Below are 17,760 nucleotides of genomic sequence, written 5' to 3' on the forward strand. Positions count from 1 at the left end.
CGCCAAGTCCCGGTGAGACGCCGGGCCGATCAAGCCCCTCGTCGTCCACGACAGCAGAGGGGACAAGGCCATGCGTGACGCCATCCAGAAACTCGACGCCGAAGCCCGCCGCCTGCTGGGCCACGGCTTTCGCGACCTGGAATCCGAGGAACGCCGGGTGATCCTGCAGATCGTCCGCCGCGCCGCCATCGCCCGCAACATCGCCGACGAGACCGACGAGGCGATGTCGTTCGGTCAGCGCCTGGCCGACCGCGTGGCCGAGATCGGCGGCTCCTGGGGCTTCATCATCAGCTTCGCCTTCTTCCTGGTCCTGTGGGCGGGATTGAACGCGGGCGTCCTGCCGCGCATGGGCCTGCGCCCGTTCGACCCCTACCCCTTCATCTTCCTCAACCTGATCCTATCGATGGTCGCGGCCGTACAAGCGCCGATCATCATGATGAGCCAGAACCGCCAGGCCTCGAAGGATCGCGCCGCGGCCGAACACGACTACGAGGTCAACCTGAAGTCCGAACTCGAGATCATGGCCCTGCACGAAAAGCTCGACGCCCTGCGCACGCGCGAACTGGCCGACATGACCGCCCACCTGATCGTGCTCGGTCAGCAGGCCGCCGAAGCCGCCCGCCGGGCCGAAGCCGCCGCTGAAGAGGTCGCCCGTGTCTGACGTCGCGCAAACCGCCTTTACCCCGGACGCGAAAGCCGCTCCCCTGCCCGCCATGGGTGCGGATACGCTAAGGACGATCCTCTCGCGACTGCTGCCGATCGCCCTGCTGGCAACGGCGGCCTTCGTGCTCTGGCGCGAGCTGCATCATCTGTCGCCGGCCGAGATCGGCCGCGAAATGCACGATTGGGGCGCGGCCCGGCTGGCCATGGCCGGCGGGCTGGTCGCGCTCAGCTACAGCCTCCTGGCGGCCAACGAGCAGCTGGGTCTGCGTTGGGCTGGCGTCAAGGCGCCGCTGCGCGTGGGCCTGCCCGGCTCGTTCATCGCCTACGCTTTCGCCAACAGCATCGGCCTGACCCCGATCGTGGCCGGGGCCGTCCGGGCGAGGCTCTACGGCCGCCATGGGGCCGACGTCGGCAAGGTGGCGCGCACCACGCTCTACTGCGCCGTCTCCTTCGCCCTGGGTCTCTCCAGCCTCGCGGGTGTCAGCCTGCTGACAGCCCCGGCAGCGACCTTCGCGACGCTGCGCCTGCATCCGGGGCTGGCGCACGCGGTCGGTGTTCTGCTGCTGAGCTTTCCCGCCGCCTACCTCGTCGCCTGCGCGACCCAGCGTGGGACGCTGCGGATCTTCGGCCGCGCCTTCACCCTGCCGCCGCTGACCTGGGGCCTGGCGCAACTGGTCATCGGCGTGGCCGACAACCTCGCGACCTCGGCCCTGGTCTGGCTGCTGGTCGGCGACGCTGCGCCGCCCTTCCCCGCCTTCGCCAGCGCCTATGCGGTCTCGACCGCGGCCGGGCTGTTCTCGGGCCTGCCCGGCGGCGTCGGCGTGTTCGAAGGCGCGATGCTGGCCCTGCTGCCCAACCTCGACCGCGCGGCCCTGACCGCCGCCTTCGTCGGCTATCGCCTGTTTTACTATATCGGCCCGCTGCTGCTCGCCGCCGGCCTGCTGCTGAGCCTGGAGTCCGGCGCGCGCGGCGCGCTCCTGGCCGTTCGCCGCGCCTGGCGGGCGACGGGGCCGACCGCCATCGCCGCCGTCTCCTTCGTGCTGGGCGGGGCCCTGGTGCTGATCGCCGTCGGCCGCATCCCCACCGACCGCCTGGGCCTGCTGAAGTCTGTCGTGCCGCTGATCGTGGTCGAGACCAGCCACCTGATCTCGCTGGCCAGCGGCCTGGCGCTGATGGTGCTGTCGCTGGGCCTGTTCCGGCGGCTGCAGACCGCGCGACTGGCGGCCATGCCAGTGGCCTTGCTCGCGGCCTCGACCGCCCTGCTGCGCGGCCTGGACTTCGCGCCGGCCTGCGTGGCGCTCGCCCTGGCCGCGGCCATCTTCGCCTCAGGACGCCTGTTCACCCGCCGCGGCGCGATCGAACGCGACTCCCTGGCGCCGTGGCTGGCGACCGGCGTGCTGGCGGTGTTCGTCGGCTCGATCGCCCTGGGCGCCTGGATCTACGAGCGCGCGCCGTTCGAGACCCGGCTGCTGACCCATTTCGGCTATCACGCCGACCACGCCCGCTTCATGCGCAGCATCGCCTTCCTGGGCGCGCTGATCTTCGCCGGCGGCATCTGGCGGCTGGCGCGCCTGCCGCACGCCGAGGCCCGCCCCGCCCTGCGCGAGGCGCTGGAAGCGATCCGCCCGCTGGTCGCGGCCTCGCCCGATACGACCGCCCGCCTGGCCCTGACCGGCGACAAGGCGATCCTGGCCGCCGAGGACGGCTCGGCCTTTCTGATGTACGGCGCCGAGGGCGCGAGCCTGATCATGCTGGGCGATCCGGTCGGCGACCGCGAGGCCGGCAAGGCCCTGCTCTGGAAGTTCCGCGAACTGGCCGACCGCCAGGACGCCCGGCCGGTCGCCTATCACGCCAGCGGCGAGCGCATCACCGACTATCTCGACCTTGGCCTGTCGGCCATCAAGCTGGGCGAAGAGGCCCGCGTGCCCCTGGCCGACTTCGAGCTGGCCGGCGGCGCGCGCCGCAACCTGCGCCAGAGCCATGCGCGCGGCCAGCGCGAGGGCCTGACCTTCGAGGTCGTCCAGCCGCCGATCGCCGACGACCTGTTGGCGCGCCTGCGCACGGTGTCGGACGCCTGGCTGCGCGACCACGGCGGTCGCGAGAAGGGCTTTTCGCTGGGCCGGTTCGACGCCGCGGTGCTGCGCCACGATCCGATCGCGCTGGTTCGGCAGGGAGACGAGATCGTCGCCTTCGCCAACATCTGGACCGGCGGCGAGACCGAGGCCTCCATCGACCTGATGCGCCACGTCGCCGAGGCGCCGCGCGGCGTCATGGACTTCCTGTTCGTCGAACTGATCCTGTGGGCCAAGGCCCGGGGCTTTGACTGGTTCAATCTCGGCATGGCCCCGCTGTCGGGCCTGGTCGACCATAGGCTCGCGCCCTTCTGGCACAAGGTCGGACGCCAGATCGCCCGGCGCGGCGGCGCCTATTACGGCTTCGAGGGCCTGCGGGCCTTCAAGAGCAAGTTCGATCCGGTCTGGACGCCGCGCTACCTGGCCGCCCCGCCGTCGGGCCTGGCGCCGGCCCTGATCGACGCCACCCGCCTGATCGGCCGCGAACCGCCCTCCCTCACAAATCCGTAAGGTCGGCGGCAGGCCGGCGACAGCCGGGCCTGGGACAACAGCCTCGCAGTCACGTTCGAGAGAGCCTCCCCCATGTCCATCCGCAAGATCCTGCTGGGCGCCGGCGCCGCCCTGGTCCTGGGCGCCGGCGGCTTCTTTGTACTGCACGGCCGGCTCGCCGCCACCGCCGACGCGGCGCCGGTCGCCGCGCCTGCGCCCCAGCCCGTCCCCATGGGTCCGCTCACCGAGACGCCCTACCGCTACGGCTCGTTCGGCGTGGTGACGATCTATCGGCGCACGGCCGAGCCTGGCCGGTTCGTCATCCTGATCTCCGACAAGGCCGGGTGGACGCCCCAGTTCACCGACCTCGCCCGCCGCCTGGCCGCCGAGGACGCGACGGTGGTCGGCGTCGACCTGCGCCGCTTCCTGCCCGCCGCCGAGCAAGCCGCCGGAAGCCACGGGCTCTATCCAGCTGGCGACTTCTCCGAACTGGCCCAGGCCGCCCAGAAGGCCCTGAAGTTCTCGGGCTATCACCGCCCGATCCTGATCGGCCAGGGCGACGGCGCGGCGCTGGCCTATGGCACGCTGGCGCAATCGCCCACCGGCATATTCCAGGGCGGCACCGGCCTCGACTTCAGCGCCGACCTGGCCACGACCCGTCCGCTGCTGGCCGGCGACGGCGGACTGGTCCATGCGACGGCGCCGCAAGGCGGCTTCGCCTATGCCCCGAACCCGAAGCTGAGCACGCCGTTCGTCATCGTCGGCCAAGCCGATGCGGCGAGCATCCGCGACTTCGTCGGCCGGTTGCCGCAGGGCCGCATAGCGGCGACACCGGCTCAGGCCCTGGCCACGATCGCGCCCGTCTCCCCCGCCGCGCCGCAGGCTTCGGCCGCGCGGCTGGCCGGTCTGCCCCTGGTCGAGGTGCCGACGGCGTCGAACGGCGACACCTTGGCGGTGTTCTATTCCGGCGACGGCGGCTGGGCGGGCATCGACCGGGGTCTGGCCGAAGGTTTCGTGAAGGCCGGCGTGCCGGTCGTCGGCTACGACTCGTTGCGCTACTTCTGGAGCCGTCGGACGCCGCAGGCCGCGGCCGACGACCTGGCCGCGGTGATCCGCCACTACCAGGCGGCCTGGGGCAAGAAGCGGGTGATCCTGGCCGGCTATTCCTTCGGCGCCGACGCCCTGCCGATCATCGTCCAGCATCTGCCCGCCGACCTGCGCGGCCAGGTCCGCGTCGTCGCCCTGCTGGGAACCGACTCCACGGGCGAGCTGGAATTCCACCCCGGCGACTGGCTCGATGTCGGTGCCAAGGACAGCTATCCGATCGCGCCGGTGCTGGCCTCGCTGAAGGACTTGAAGGTGGTCTGCGTCTACGGCTCGGAAGAGCACGGCGACGCCTGCCCGACCTTCCCCGCCGAGGTGCGCAAGATCGGCCTGCCGGGCGACCATCACTTCAACGGCGACTACGACGCCGTGGGCCGCGCCCTGAGCCAGGCGGCGGGCCTGCAGGGCTGACCCGGATCAGGCGGCCTGGGAAACGACGCGAAACGGCAGCGACGGGCGGGCGACCGGCCGCAGCACCGGCAGGATCAGTTCGAGGAACCGCCAGGCGGCCTCGTCATGGTCCAGGTGGTGGGTCAGCAGGCCGACGGGCTCGTCCCAGGCCTGCCGGCGACGGCGATCGGCCAGCAGGCGACGGGCGCGGTCCAGGAAGCGGCGCGCGCCGCGGAACCGGGCCGTCGGCTTCCAGCGCATCAGGTCCAGATGGGCGTCGACGCGCGGCGGCGCGGCGTCCGGCAGGATCGGACCGTCATAGCCCGAAAGGCCAAGACCGCGGGCGGCCAGGGCCGTCTCCAGCGTCGGGTGGATGTTGTTCCAGGGCGGCACGAACAGCACGGGCCGCGTTCCCGCGCGCCCGAAGGCGGCCAGGGCGACGTCCAGGCTCGCGGTCACGTCGGCCAGGCTGTCGCCGTCGACCACCTCGCCCGACGGCTGGTCGGCCGGGGCGCGGTTCTCGTGTCGGAAGCCGTGGATGGCCAGTTCGACGTCAGAGGTCCGGGCGCAGGCGGCCGCCAGGGCCGGCAGGTCGCCGTCGGGAATGGCGGCCAGGGTCAGGGGCGCGGCATGGCGGGCCGACAGGGCCAGCAGCAGCGTCAGCGCGGGTCCGGGACACCGGGCGTCGTCGTCGCGCCACCAGACCACGGGTCGGCGGCCGGCGCGGCGCCACAGCGCCAGCTCCGGGCCCAGCATGGCCAGGATGAGCAGGCGATCGATCATCCGGCCTGGCCGAGGACGAGTTCGGCGGTCGAGCCGCTCGACGGCTCGGCGCTGACCACCACCGTGCGGCGGGCGGCCATCAGCTCGCGCGCCTTCAGGTTCGAGAGCAGCGGATAAAGAGCGGCCATCAGGGCGATCGCGAAGCCGTAATCGCCTTCCTTGTAGCCCTGGCGCGACACGTAGCACTTGAAGAACCGGCGCACCCCGCGGAACGCGTCGTCGGCCAGACCCTTGACCTTGCCCTTCTCGGCCAGGTCCTGCGCGCGCAGGTCGGTGTAGCGGTTCAGGCGCTGGATCATGTCGGGGAGGTCGTCGTCCACCTTGTGGGCGATGGCGCCGTGCAGGCGGCCGCCGAATTCCCCGGTGAACACGGTGCCGGGGTGCACGCGATCGTTCTTCCAGGTCTTGACGCCGTTGCGGAACAGGCGCGCCACCGAGGAGGCGCCGAACGAGCCGCCCCAGCCCCGGCGCACCAGTCGCTCGCCGATATAGTTGTCGACCGGCACCTGGTACCAGTCGGCGCTGTCGGCCGCGTCGACGACGGCGCGGATCTCGCGGGCCAGCTCCGGCGGCACGCCTTCGTCGGCGTCGAGTTCGAACACCCATTGGCCGCGGCAGGCGGCGACGCCGGCGGTCTTGCGGGCGCCTTCGACCGGAAAGATGCCCGAAACGACGCGCGCGCCCATCTTGCGGGCGATGGCCTCGGTACGGTCCGAGCAGCGGTCGGCCACCACGACGATCTCGTCGCAGAAGGACAAGGCGGCCAGGCATTCGGCCAGGCGCGCCTCCTCGTTGTGCGCACAGACCAGGCCCGAGAGTGCGATCATCGGTTAGTTCCCCCGATCGGATCCGCCATGTCGCAGATCCGTCATGGGTCAGACGGCGCCGGGCGAACACCCCCTCAAGGAAAACGCGAGATAACTCTAAAGAACGTCAGAAGGCCTTGGCGAGTTCCACCGTCCAGGTGCGCGGCCGCAGCGGCGTCACCTGCCGCACCTGGCCGAAATAGAACGGGTTGCCGTAGGCGAAGGTGTCGCCCGAGGTGTTGGCCGGGTTGGTCACGGCCAGGCCGAGCCGCCAGTCGTCGCCGTGCAGTTGTCCGCCCAGGCGACCGGTGACGTAGCCGCCCATCTCCGGCGAATAGCGCGGATCGAAGGTCATGCGCGAGCGGCCCACATAGTTGAGGTCGGCCGTCAGGACGAGGCGATGCGCGCCCCACGGCCGCTCGTAGCGGACAGTGGCCCCCGCCGAAAGGTCCGGCACGCCGGGCAGGGCCGCGTCCTTGACCGAGGCGAAGCTGGGGGCGATGCGCACCATCCGCGGCCGGTTCAGCAGGGCGTTGGCCTGCACCTGCCAGCCGGCGCCCAGCCGCGCCAGGCCTTCCAGCTCCAGGCCGGTGTTGCGCGCGTCGCCGACATTGGCCGTGTAGGACAGGCCCGAGCTCAGATACTGGTCGGTCTGGATGTCGCGCCAGAAGTCGTGGAACAGGGCCGCCCGCAGGGTCACCGCCCCGGCCAGCGGCCGCAGGCTGGCGCCGACCTCGTAGTTGCGCAGATGGTCGGGCGAGAAGTGGTCGAGGCTAGACGACGGCGGCGTCAGCCCGCCAGAGTTGAAGCCGCCCGAGCGATAGCCCTCCGAGGTCAGGGCGTAGATCATCCCTCCCCCGCTCAGGGTCTTCTGGATCGAGAGCTTGGTCGAGACGCCCGAGAAGCCGGTCTGCCTGTCGAAGTCGCGCGACCGGCCCGGCGAAGGCGCGATGATCGACGCGACCGTGCGCACCTCGCTGTCGAAGGCCCGCGCGCCCGCGCTGGCCGACCAGCCCCGGCCGATCGCCCAGGTCGTCTCGCCATAGAGCGCGCCTTCGCGGCGGCGATCGACGCGGGTTTCGTCGTAGTACAGCCGCAGGGTCTGGCGCGTGGTGCTGCCCCGCAGTTCGCCCCGGCTGCGCTCCTCGCCGACCAGGCCGTAGATGCCGAGCAGCCAGGTCAGCCGCCGGTCGGACGGCGACGTCCAGGTCATGTCCTCGACCCAGAGGCGCACGTCGCTGCCTTCGTCGAACATGCCGAGATCGACGGCCGTGTCGCTCATCTGCTCGACGGCGGCGGTGGCGTCGTAGCGGCTGGCGTAGCGGTGGCGCACGAAGCCGGTCGACGACTCGAACTGCCCCCAGTCGCCCGCCCCCGTCAGGGTGGCGGCGGCTTCGCGGAAGCGGTTGCCGTGCGTCTCGCGCACCTGGTTGGCGCGGCGATGACCGCCCAGGTCGGGGGTCGTATACTGCGTGTCGTTCGAGGCCAGGTCCTGCGCGGCGATCGACAGGTCCAGCGTCCAGGCGTCGTTCAGCCGCGCCGTCACCGCCAGGCGGCCGCCCTTGCGGGTCGTGCGATCGACGTTCGACAGGCGCAGGTTCACGTCGTCGACATAGCCCCCGTCGACGTCGTCGAAGAGCGCCAGGCGCAGGGCCGCACGGTCGGCGACCAGGGGCATGTTGGCGACGGCTTCGATCTTGCCGCTGGCCGAGCCGGACTCGGTCGACGCGCCGACGGCGCGCGCCTCCAGCGACCAGGCGTCCAGCTCGGGCCGGCGCGTGACGATGCGGTAGATGCCGCTCAGCGAACCGCCGCCGTAGAGCGCGCCCTGCGGCCCTCTCAGCACCTCGACCCGCTCGACGTCGATCAGGCGCAGGTCCGGATCGGGCGCGTTGTAGGTCAGCGGGACGTCGTCGAGATAGGTGCCGACCGTCTGCTGGGTGCGGCCGGTGAAGGCCCCGTCCGACAGGCCGCGCAGCATGATCTTGTTGCGCGCCGCGCCCAGGTTGGTGGTCAGGAAGCCGGCCGTGCGCAGAGAAACCCCGGTGGTGTCCACCGCGTCGAGTTCACGCAGGCGCTCGCCATGCACGACGCTGACGCCGCCGGGAGCGGCGTTCAGAGGCGCGCCGCGCTTGGTGGCGCTGACGACCACGCTGTCGACCTGGGTCGATGCCTCGGCCGGCGCAGAAGGACGCGCCGCGGCGGGCGGCGCGGGCGGCGCGGCGCGGTCGACGACCCTGACCGTGAACGCGTCGATGATCTGGAAATCGCAGCCGCCGCCGGCCGTCAGGCTTTCGAGCGCCTTGCGCAGGCTCATCCGGCCTTCGAGCGCCGGCGCGCGGCCCGTGCAGTTGGAGGCGCCGCCAAGGCTGACCCCGGCCTGGACGCCCAAGTCTATGAGCGCGTCCCTGCGGTTCTTGGACGAAATGTGCAGGTTCAGGTCGGCGGCCGCGGCGGAGCCGGCGACAAGGCCCGAGATCGCGGCGGACGCCAGCAAGGCGCGAGCGAGTCGCGACGGCCATGACGGCCGCGCCATTCGTCCCCCTGCCCCCTGCATGTCGACGCCGCACCCCTGGCCCCGCGGGGCCCGCCTTGGAAAGTCCTGGCGGCGCTAGCGCGCGCGAAGTTCGATCGCGTCTTCGGCGACCGTGGTCTCGAGCGGCAGGAGCTTGGCCAAGCGGGAGACCATGGCATCCTGCTCGTCGACGATCAACACGCCGGAAAGTCGCATCTCGCCGGCCTTCGCGCCTACGATGCGGACGGGCTTGCGGAACAGGCGGTTGAGGTCGCCCGCCACCTCGGTCAGCGACCGGTCGCGATAGATCAGGCGGCCGTTGCGCCAGGCCGAAACCTCGCCGGAAGCCAGATCGCCGAGCTTGGCCCCGGTCTCGCCCTCGGCATGGCTCAGGGCGCGCCCGGGAACCAGGCGATAGGTCTTCTGATGGCCCGGCGACACGTCGACCAGGCCCCGCTCGACGCCCACGGTCACCTGGCCGTCGCGCCGGCGCACGTCGAATCGCGTGCCGACCACGCGCACCCGGGTGTCGCCCGCGGCGATGACGAAGGGACGCGACGGGTTCTTGGCGACGTCGAAAAAGGCCTGGGCGTCGCCCAGGTCCACGTGACGTTCCCCCCGCGAGAAGCGCACCGTCACGCGCGATCCGGGCGCCAGCTCGATGCGCGAGCCGTCCTCGAGCGCGATCGTCCGCCGCTCGCCGGTGCTGGTGGAATAGACCGTTCCGGCCGGCGCGTTTACGAACCCAGGGGCCAGCACCGCCGCGGCCACGAAGGCGGCGGCCAGGGCCGCGCCGCCGCTCCACATCCAGGCGCGCCGGGAGACCCGAGGACGCAGGCGCGTGACCGCGGCAGGCGGCGAAAGCTCGGCCAGACGCTTGAGGGCCTCGTCCTGGGCCGCGACGGCGTCATACGCCTCGCCGTGCTCCGGCGCGGCGCTCAGCCAGGCGTCGAAGGCCAGCCAGTCGTCGGCCGTGACCGTTTCGCCTTGCAGGCGAACCAGCCAATCGACGGCCTCATCCATGTCCCTTCGCGAAAGGCTCATGCCACTCCGTCCCCGCGCCCATCGACGCTCGCCCATCCACTAGACGTCACCGTCGCGCCATCACCTCCAAAAAACCCGCATGCCGCGTCACGATTTTTCATGAAGGCTCCTGGCGACGGCTTTCAGCGCGGTGCTGACGTACTTTTCGACCGCGCTGCGGCTCACGCCCATGGCCGCGGCGGTTTCCGAATGGCTGAGGCCGTCCAGCTTGTGCAGTCGGAAGGCGCGCGCGGCCTGGGGCGGAAGGCCTTCCAGGGCGCCCAGCACGATGGCCAGGCGCTGGCGCCCCTCCACCACGGCCTCGGCCGAGGGCGCGTCGGCCGACGGATCGCCGCCGGTCGAGACCTCGGCGCCCTGCAGGCGCCGCCAATGCTCGTCCCGCGCCTGGCCGCGCTGGGCGCTGCGCAGGCGGTCCAGCATCAGGTTCTCGGCCATGCGATAAAGCAAGGCCGCGCCGCCGCCGGCGGAGGCTGCGTCGCCCTCGACCGCCGAGACCTTGAAATAGAGCTCCTGAACGAGATCTTCCGCCTCGGTCCGCGAACGCAGTCGAGCGGTGAAGAGGCGCACGAGATTGAGGCGCTTTTCCTCGTAAAGCGCCAGCAACGACGGCGCTCGCTGGACCGACGACAGCCTCGACCTCCCCGCTCTTTTTCCGATTCACCCGCTACGGGATGCACCCGGCGACGTCCGTTTTCACCACCACATCCCGCCGATGCAAGCAATATGCATCTCGGAGCCGAGATCCAGCCGGCCGCAGCCCCGAGGCGCCCCGACTGCGCGCCCGTCACTTTCGAGAACAATGTTGTTGCACAACGCAACGCAAGCCACTAAACGGACGCTCCCGGCGTTTCGGCGACGGGTACCGAGGGCGGCGCAGGAAACGGTTTCTTCGTCTGCAACGCGGGAGGTCGAGGGTTCGAATCCCTCCGGACGATGCAAGTCGGCCGTAGCTCAGTCTGGTAGAGCGCCACTCCGTTTCCGAATATTCCCCCTCGGGAATTCAAGTCTGTCCGGCGGCGAGCGCAGCGGTTTCTTCGGGTGAAACCTCCGCGGCGCATTCATTCCCCGGAAAGATCGTCGACGGCGGCGAAGGCTTTCGGGTTCCTCGCACCAACTGACAGGGCGGCCGGGACTTACGTCCCAGTCCGGGTGCGCGAACACCTGGCGGAAGCGCCCTCCCGGGCCAATCATTCCCCGTCGACATTTCTTTCACTCTGCCTGTTGCATTGCGCAACAAGAATGGCTAGAGAACCCCGGTCTTCGAAGAGGCGCCGCCGGCGCCGCGGAGACCCGATCAGGCGACGAACGAGACCATGACTTCGAGCAATCTGAAGTTTGAACGTCCGCAGGGCTGCCCGCCCTAGACCTCCCCGACGCCGGTTTCGGCCGTCGGGGCCTGGACGTCTCGTCCGTCTCCCGACCGGCCTGGAAACCCCAAGCGACGTCAGGAGAAGAGCGCCATGCGCTTCAACATCTTCGCCAAGCGCCCCGACGTCACCTTCGAGGGCGCTCCCGCCGTGGTTCTCACGGCTGAACAACAACTGCGCCGGTCGGTGCTCTCGTGCCTCCTGTGGGAGAACGAGTTCTACGAGGACGGCCAGGCCATCGCCGATCGCATCGACGCCCTGGCGGGCGCGGTCGCGCCGGAGACCCTTGCGGCGCTCGCCGTCGAGGCGCGCGAGACCTTCAAGCTGCGCCACGCTCCGCTGATGCTGCTGTGCGCCCTGACCCGGACGGGTTCGGGCGCGCCGCTGGTCGCCCAGACCATCGAGCGCGTGATCCAGCGGGCCGACGAACTCACCGAGTTCGTCGCGCTCTACTGGCGCCACGGCCGCAGGCCGCTGAGCAAGCAGATGAAGAAGGGCCTCGCGGCCGCCTTCGGCAAGTTCGACGCCTACCAGCTGGCCAAGTACGACCGCGACGGTCCGGTTAAGCTGCGCGACGTGCTGTTCCTGGTCCACGCCAAGCCGAGGGACGAGGAACAGGCGGCCCTGTGGAAGCAGGTCGCCGCGCGCTCGCTGGCCGCGCCGGACACCTGGGAGGTCGCGCTCTCGGGCGGGGCCGACAAGCGCGAGACCTTCCAGCGCCTGCTGGCCGAGAAGAAGCTGGGCTACCTGGCCCTGCTCCGGAACCTCCGGAACATGGACCAGGCCGGCGTCGACGAGGCCCTGGTCAAGGAGGCGATCCTGGCGCGTCGCGGCGCGGAACGGGTCCTGCCCTTCCGCTACGTGGCGGCCGCCCGGGCCGCGCCGAGGTTCGAGCCCTGGCTCGACCAGGCGCTGGCCGAGACCGTGCTGGAAGGCGCGGTCTTCACGGGGCGGACGCTGATCCTGGTCGACGTCTCCGGTTCGATGGACGCCCGTCTGTCGGCCCGGTCGGACCTGACCCGGATGGACGCGGCGGCCACGCTGGCCTCGATCGTTCCGGGCGAGGTGCGGGTCTTCACCTTCTCCAACCAGGTGGTGGAGGTCCCTCCCCGTCGCGGCATGGCCGGGGTCGACGCGGTGATCGGCTCGCAGCCGCACGGCGGCACGGAACTGGGCAAGGCGATCCAGCGGATCAACGCCCTGCCCCACGACCGGCTGATCGTGGTCACCGACGAACAGTCGGCCGACCGGGTTCCCGCGCCAAAGGCGGCCAAGGCCTATATGGTCAACGTCGCCAGCGCCCGGAACGGCGTCGGCTACGGCGAGCGGTGGGTCCATGTCGACGGTTTTTCCGAAGCCGTCCTGGGTTTCATCCGCGAGCACGAACGTCTGACGGCGGAGGCTCGCTAGGATGGATCCGGAGGCCTTGCGGCAAGCGGCGATCACCCTCTTCGGCGACCGGGGCTGGATGTCCCGGCTCGCCGAGGCCCTGGGTGTGGATCGGTCGTCGGTGTCCCGCTGGTTCGCGGGATTGCCGATTCCCGGTCCGGTCGCCGCCGCCGTCGAGGCCTGGCTGCTCCTCTACAGACTGACCGGTCTTCGGCCGGGCGAGTACGACCAGCTCGACCCGGCCGATCCATCGACCCAAGACGACTGACGCGTTTTCGAAAGCTTCCGATGTTCCTGTCGATCGCCACGACCCACCGGCCCGCCACGGACCTGGGCTTCCTGCTGCACAAGCATCCTGGCCGCGCCCACGAAACCGAGCTGCCGTTCGGCAAGGCGCACGTCTTCTATCCCGAGGTCGCCGAGGACCGCTGCGAGGCGGCCCTGGTGCTGGACATCGATCCCGTCGGCCTGGTGCGCGGCAAGGGCCGCAGCGAAGGCCTGCTGGACCAGTATGTCAACGATCGCCCCTATGCGGCCTCGTCCTTCCTTTCGGTGGCCCTGGCCCGCGCCCTGCGCACGGCCATGGCCGGAACCTCGCGCGAGCGTCCCGAGCTGGCCGAGGCGGCCATTCCGCTCGAGGCCGTCGTCGCGCCCCTGCCCGCGCGCGGCGGCGAGAGCCTGGTGCGCGAGCTGTTCGAGCCCCTGGGCTGGACCTGCCGGATCGAGCCCGTTGCCGGCGCCGACGGCGAAGCCTCGCGCTACGTGACCCTGCGCCTGTCAGGGACCGCGCGCCTCCGCGACCTGCTCACCCACCTCTATGTGCTGATCCCGGTGCTCGACGACGACAAGCACTACTGGGTCGGCGAGGACGAGGTCGAAAAGCTGCTGCGGCGCGGCGAGGGTTGGCTGGACGGACATCCGTTCCGCGACCTGATCGTCCGTCGCTATCTCGGCCACCGGCGGGCCCTGGCCCGCGACGCGCTGGAGCGCCTGGCGCCCGAGACCCGCGACGAGGCCATAGATCCGACCGAGCGCAAGGTCGGGGCCGAGGACGCGCTGGAGGCGCCGCTGCGCCTGAACGACGAGCGGATGGCCGCCGTGGTCGAGACCCTGCGCGCCAGCGGGGCCAGGGCGATCGCCGACCTCGGCTGCGGTGAGGGCAAGCTGCTGGCCCGCCTGGTGCGCGAGCGCTGGGTCGAACGGCTGATCGGCGTCGACGCCGCGGCCCGCGACCTGGAATGGGCGGCCAAGCGGCTGAAGCTGCACCTGGCCGGCGGCCCGCCGGAAGGCCGGGTGACCCTGCTGCACGGCTCGGTCACCTATCGCGACCGCCGCTGGGAGGATGTCGACGCCGCGGCCTTGGTCGAGGTGATCGAGCACCTCGACGCCGACCGTCTGCCCGCGCTGCAGAAGGTGGTGTTCGCCGCCGCGCGGCCCAAGACCGTCATCGTGACCACGCCCAATGCCGAGTACAACGCCCTCTTTCCGAACCTTGCAGCCGGCGCCTTCCGCCACCCCGATCACCGGTTCGAATGGACGCGGGCGGAGTTCCGCGCCTGGGCCGAGGGCGTCGCGTGTGCTCACGGCTATGCGGTCGCCTATGACGACATCGGAAAGCTGGACGAGACGCTCGGCGCCCCGACCCAGATGGCCGTCTTCACGCGGGGCGGCTGACGCCGCTCCGCTCCCGTTCTCCTGCTTGAAGTCATCCCCATGACCACCCTCGAAATCCCCGACTTCGCCCTCGTCGTGCTGATCGGCGCCTCGGGCTCGGGCAAGTCGACCTTCGCCGCCAGGCATTTCTCCCCGACCGAGGTGATCTCGTCGGACCGTTGCCGCGCGCTGGTCATCGACGACGAGACCGACCAGTCGATCAGCGGCGACGCCTTCGACCTGGTGAAGGCCATCGCCGAAAAGCGCCTCAAGCACCGTCGCCTGACGGTGATCGACGCCACCAACGTGCGCGCCGCCGACCGCAAGGGCTGGATCGAGCTGGCCCGGCGCTGGCACGCCTTGCCCGTGGCGATCGTCGTCGATCCCGGCGTCGACACCTGCTTCACGCGCAACAAGGCCCGTCCCGATCGCGACTTCGGGATCGGCGTCGTCCAGCGCATGACTTCCGAGATCCGTCGGGGCCTCGGCGGCCTTCAGCGGGAGGGATTCCGCCAGGTCTGGAAGCTGTCGAGCGAGGCCGAGATCGACGCCGCCGTCGTCGCGCGCAAGCCGCTGTGGACCGACAAGCGCGACGACCACGGACCGTTCGACATCATCGGCGACATCCACGGCTGCGCCGACGAGCTGCAGGACCTGCTGGCCGCGCTGGGCTACGCCGTGGCCTGGGGCGAGACCGGCGGCGAGCGCTCGGTCGAGGTGACCCCGCCGCCCGGCCGCAAGGCCGTGTTCGTCGGCGACCTGGTCGATCGCGGTCCCAACTCGCCCGACGTGCTGCGCATCGTCATGAGCATGGTCGCGGCCGGAACTGCCCACTGCGTGCAGGGCAACCACGAGCGCAAGTTCGGCCGCTGGCTGGAAGGCCGCAAGGTCACGATCGCCCACGGCCTGCAACAGACCATCGACCAGTATGACGGGACAGACCGCGGCTTCCGCGCCGCCCTGCCCGGCTTCCTCGACGGGCTGCGCAGCCACGTCTGGCTGGACGGCGGGCGCCTGGCCGTGGCGCACGCCGGCCTGAAGGCCGAGATGATCGGACGCGGCTCCGGCGCGGTGCGCGAGTTCGCCCTCTATGGCGAGACGACCGGCGAGATCGACGAGTTCGGCCTGCCCGTCCGCGCCGATTGGGCGGCCGACTATCGCGGCGAGACGGCGGTCGTCTACGGCCACACGCCCATGCCCGAGGCGCAGTGGGTCAACAACACGCTGTGCATCGACACCGGCTGCGTGTTCGGCGGCAAGCTGACGGCCCTGCGCTGGCCCGAGAAGGACCTGGTCGAGGTTCCCGCCCGCCAGGTCTGGTGCGAGCCCATGCGCCCGCTGGTCCCGGCCGGCGGCGACCGCTCGGCCCAGGCCGCGGCCGACGACCTGCTGGACATGGAGGACGTCAGCGGCCGCCGCTGGATCGACACGTCCCTGCGCGGTCGCGTGGTGGTGGCCGAGGAGAACGCCTCGGCCGCGATCGAGGTGATGAGCCGCTTCGCCCTGGCCCCGCAATGGCTGGCCTATCTGCCGCCGACCATGTCGCCGGTCGAGACCAGCACGCGCGAGGGCTGGCTGGAACGCCCGGAGGAAGCCTTCGCCCACTACCGCGAGCGCGGGGTCGCCGAGGTGGTCTGCGAGGAAAAGCACATGGGCTCGCGGGCGGTGATCGCGCTGTGCCGGACGCCGGAGGCCGCCAAGGCGCGATTCGACGCCGCGGAAGGCGAAACGGGCGCGATCTGGACCCGCACCGGGCGGGCCTTCTTCGCTGACTCAAACACCACCGAGAGCCTGCTGGGCCGCCTGCGCGGCGCGGTCGACGCCGCCGGCCTGTGGGACGAGCTGTCGACCGACTGGCTGCTGCTGGACGCCGAGATCATGCCCTGGTCGGCCAAGGCCGGCGCCCTGATCGACGCCCAGTACGCGCCCGTCGCCGCCTCATCGCGCGCGGGCCTGGCGGCGGCGGCCGAGGCGCTGTCGCGGGCCGCGGCTCACGGCGCGCCGGTCGGCGACCTGCTGGCGCGGGTCGAGGACCGTGCGGGCCGCGCCGATCTCTACGCCAAGGCCTGGGCGCCCTATGTCTGGCCGGTGTCGGGGATCGACGACCTGAAGGTCGCGCCGTTCCACCTGCTGGCCAGCGAGGGTCGCGTCTGGTTCGACCAGGACCACGTCTGGCACATGGGCCTGGCCGAGCGCTTGGCGGCGACGGGCGACAAGGTGATCGCCCCCACCCGCTGGCGCGTCGTTCCCCTGGCCGACGAGGCCGCCTGCGCCGACGCGATCGACTGGTGGGAAGCCCTGACGGCCGGCGGCGGCGAAGGCATGGTGGTCAAGCCGCGCGACTTCGTCGCCCGCGGCGCCAAGGGCCTGCTGCAACCGGCGTTGAAGGTGCGCGGCCGCGAGTATCTGCGGATCATCTACGGTCCCGAGTACGACGCGCCCGAGCACCTGGAGCAGCTGCGCACGCGGGGCCTGGGCGGCAAGCGCAACCTGGCCCTGCGCGAGTTCGCCCTCGGCCACGAGGCGCTCAAGCGCTTCGTCGAGCGCGCGCCGCTGCGCCGCGTGCACGAATGCGTCTTCGGCGTGCTGGCGATGGAGAGCGAGCCGATCGATCCGCGCCTGTAGCCGGGCCTCGCGCCCGCCTCACCAGGCCGTCGCGCCGCCGTCGATGGCGTGGTCGGCGCCGGTGATCCAGCTGGACTCGTCGGAGGCCAGGAAGGTCGCCAGCCAGGCCACGTCCTCGGGCTGACCCAGGCGCTTGATCATCTTCTTGCGCAGGACCTCGGCTTGGAAGGCCGGGTCGGCGACGACCGGCGCGGTGGCGGCGGTGACGATCAGGCCCGGCGAGATGGTGTTGGCGCGGATCCCGTGCGGCCCGCCCTCCATGGCCAGTTGCCGGGTCATGGCCAGCACTCCGCCCTTGCCGGCGCAGTGGGCCAGCGCGCCCGAGCCTTGCAGGGCCTGGCGGGCGTTGGCCGAGGCGAAGTTGACGATCGAGCCGCCGCCCCGCGCCACCAGGTGCGGCCAGGCCGCCTTGCAGGCCAGGAAGACGATGTCGAGTTCGCCGGTCAGGGTCCTGCGCCAGTCGGCGTAGGTCATGTCGTCGATGAAGGCGAAGACCCCCATGGCGGCGGCGTTGACCAGGATGTCGATGCCGCCGTGCAGGGCCACGGCCTTGTCGATCAGCGCCTGGGCGCCGGCCTCGGTGGTCAGGTCGCAGGGATGGAGACTGTCGAAGTCCAGGCCCTCGCCCTGCGCCTCGTCCGCCGTGGCCTGGGCCGACGCCGCGTCTATGTCGCAGCCGACGACGCGCGCGCCGTGGTGGGCGAACATCAGCCCCACGCCCTTGCCGATGCCCGCGCCCGTGCCGGTGACGATCGCCACCTTGCCGGCAAGGCGGTTGGAAAGCAGACCGCTCATCTCTTCACACGCTCCCTGCGCAGCTGGGCGAGACCCGGGCCGGCGCGAAACTCGACATCACCGAA

13 protein-coding genes are annotated in these 17,760 nt (G+C 71.2%); 7 read left to right on the forward strand and 6 right to left on the reverse strand.

The features are described from left to right. Nucleotides 1-70 precede the first annotated feature (70 nt). The 3 genes from AC07N1_RS04035 (at nucleotide 71) to AC07N1_RS04045 (ending at nucleotide 4,739) form a co-directional block, all read left to right on the forward strand. A complete protein-coding gene (locus AC07N1_RS04035) occupies nucleotides 71-661 on the forward strand; it encodes a DUF1003 domain-containing protein (RefSeq protein WP_494670631.1) in 591 nt (196 codons plus the stop codon). Next, a complete protein-coding gene (gene mprF / locus AC07N1_RS04040; RefSeq protein WP_494670632.1) occupies nucleotides 654-3,245 on the forward strand; it encodes a bifunctional lysylphosphatidylglycerol flippase/synthetase MprF in 2,592 nt (863 codons plus the stop codon). The genes AC07N1_RS04035 and mprF overlap by 8 nt, the downstream gene beginning before the upstream one ends. A 72-nt stretch (nucleotides 3,246-3,317) precedes the next feature. Next, complete coding sequence (locus tag AC07N1_RS04045) at nucleotides 3,318-4,739, forward strand: virulence factor family protein (RefSeq protein WP_494670633.1); 1,422 nt, start codon at nucleotides 3,318-3,320, stop codon at nucleotides 4,737-4,739. 6 nt (nucleotides 4,740-4,745) lie between these two features. Here the strand turns inward: AC07N1_RS04045 and AC07N1_RS04050 are convergent, their stop codons facing one another. The 5 genes from AC07N1_RS04050 to AC07N1_RS04070 form a co-directional block, all read right to left on the reverse strand. Then, the gene (locus AC07N1_RS04050; RefSeq protein ID WP_494670634.1) at nucleotides 4,746-5,501 is read right to left on the reverse strand and encodes a polysaccharide deacetylase family protein; all 756 of its coding nucleotides are present in this window, start codon (nucleotides 5,499-5,501) and stop codon (nucleotides 4,746-4,748) included. Then, entirely contained in the window at nucleotides 5,498-6,328 is an 831-nt protein-coding gene (locus AC07N1_RS04055; protein ID WP_494670635.1) for a glycosyltransferase family 2 protein, read from the reverse strand. The genes AC07N1_RS04050 and AC07N1_RS04055 overlap by 4 nt, the downstream gene beginning before the upstream one ends. Nucleotides 6,329-6,434: 106 nt before the next feature. After that, complete coding sequence (locus AC07N1_RS04060) at nucleotides 6,435-8,804, reverse strand: TonB-dependent receptor (protein ID WP_494670636.1); 2,370 nt, start codon at nucleotides 8,802-8,804, stop codon at nucleotides 6,435-6,437. A 114-nt stretch (nucleotides 8,805-8,918) separates the two neighbouring features. Beyond that, the gene (locus AC07N1_RS04065) at nucleotides 8,919-9,866 is read right to left on the reverse strand and encodes a FecR family protein (RefSeq protein WP_494670637.1); all 948 of its coding nucleotides are present in this window, start codon (nucleotides 9,864-9,866) and stop codon (nucleotides 8,919-8,921) included. A gap of 87 nt (nucleotides 9,867-9,953) precedes the next feature. Next, on the reverse strand, nucleotides 9,954-10,469 hold the full coding sequence (locus tag AC07N1_RS04070; protein ID WP_494670638.1) for an RNA polymerase sigma factor: 516 nt from the start codon (nucleotides 10,467-10,469) through the stop codon (nucleotides 9,954-9,956). 857 nt (nucleotides 10,470-11,326) lie between these two features. Between AC07N1_RS04070 and AC07N1_RS04075 the strand changes: the two genes are divergently transcribed. From AC07N1_RS04075 to AC07N1_RS04090, 4 genes are read left to right on the forward strand one after another with little or no spacing between them, the layout of a single operon-like run. Further along, nucleotides 11,327-12,643 (forward strand): TROVE domain-containing protein, encoded by a 1,317-nt coding sequence (locus tag AC07N1_RS04075; RefSeq protein WP_494670639.1) that lies wholly within the window; start codon nucleotides 11,327-11,329, stop codon nucleotides 12,641-12,643. Between the two features lies 1 nt (nucleotide 12,644). Beyond that, on the forward strand, nucleotides 12,645-12,890 hold the full coding sequence (locus tag AC07N1_RS04080) for a hypothetical protein (RefSeq protein ID WP_494670640.1): 246 nt from the start codon (nucleotides 12,645-12,647) through the stop codon (nucleotides 12,888-12,890). Nucleotides 12,891-12,910: 20 nt separating this feature from the next. Then, nucleotides 12,911-14,296, forward strand: a complete 1,386-nt coding sequence (locus AC07N1_RS04085) for a 3' terminal RNA ribose 2'-O-methyltransferase Hen1 (RefSeq protein WP_494670641.1) — start codon at nucleotides 12,911-12,913, stop codon at nucleotides 14,294-14,296. Nucleotides 14,297-14,335: 39 nt separating this feature from the next. Continuing rightward, nucleotides 14,336-16,900, forward strand: coding sequence for a polynucleotide kinase-phosphatase (locus AC07N1_RS04090; protein ID WP_494670642.1), 2,565 nt, complete (start codon nucleotides 14,336-14,338; stop codon nucleotides 16,898-16,900). Between the two features lie 18 nt (nucleotides 16,901-16,918). On the opposite strand, the gene AC07N1_RS04095 is transcribed toward AC07N1_RS04090, so the two are convergent. Continuing rightward, nucleotides 16,919-17,695, reverse strand: coding sequence for an SDR family NAD(P)-dependent oxidoreductase (locus AC07N1_RS04095; protein WP_494670643.1), 777 nt, complete (start codon nucleotides 17,693-17,695; stop codon nucleotides 16,919-16,921). Nucleotides 17,696-17,760: the final 65 nt, after the last annotated feature.

The sequence above is a fragment of the Caulobacter sp. GW821-FHT09B11 genome (genome assembly GCF_059418205.1).

Coding starts and splice junctions, on each gene's coding strand:
- AC07N1_RS04050 (WP_494670634.1), bottom strand. CDS start 5,501: ATGATCGATCGCCTGCTCATCCTGGCCATGCTGGGCCCGGAGCTGGCG.
- AC07N1_RS04085 (WP_494670641.1), top strand. CDS start 12,911: ATGTTCCTGTCGATCGCCACGACCCACCGGCCCGCCACGGACCTGGGC.
- AC07N1_RS04035 (WP_494670631.1), top strand. CDS start 71: ATGCGTGACGCCATCCAGAAACTCGACGCCGAAGCCCGCCGCCTGCTG.
- AC07N1_RS04075 (WP_494670639.1), top strand. CDS start 11,327: ATGCGCTTCAACATCTTCGCCAAGCGCCCCGACGTCACCTTCGAGGGC.
- AC07N1_RS04045 (WP_494670633.1), top strand. CDS start 3,318: ATGTCCATCCGCAAGATCCTGCTGGGCGCCGGCGCCGCCCTGGTCCTG.
- AC07N1_RS04090 (WP_494670642.1), top strand. CDS start 14,336: ATGACCACCCTCGAAATCCCCGACTTCGCCCTCGTCGTGCTGATCGGC.
- AC07N1_RS04095 (WP_494670643.1), bottom strand. CDS start 17,695: ATGAGCGGTCTGCTTTCCAACCGCCTTGCCGGCAAGGTGGCGATCGTC.
- AC07N1_RS04055 (WP_494670635.1), bottom strand. CDS start 6,328: ATGATCGCACTCTCGGGCCTGGTCTGTGCGCACAACGAGGAGGCGCGC.
- AC07N1_RS04065 (WP_494670637.1), bottom strand. CDS start 9,866: ATGAGCCTTTCGCGAAGGGACATGGATGAGGCCGTCGATTGGCTGGTT.
- AC07N1_RS04080 (WP_494670640.1), top strand. CDS start 12,645: ATGGATCCGGAGGCCTTGCGGCAAGCGGCGATCACCCTCTTCGGCGAC.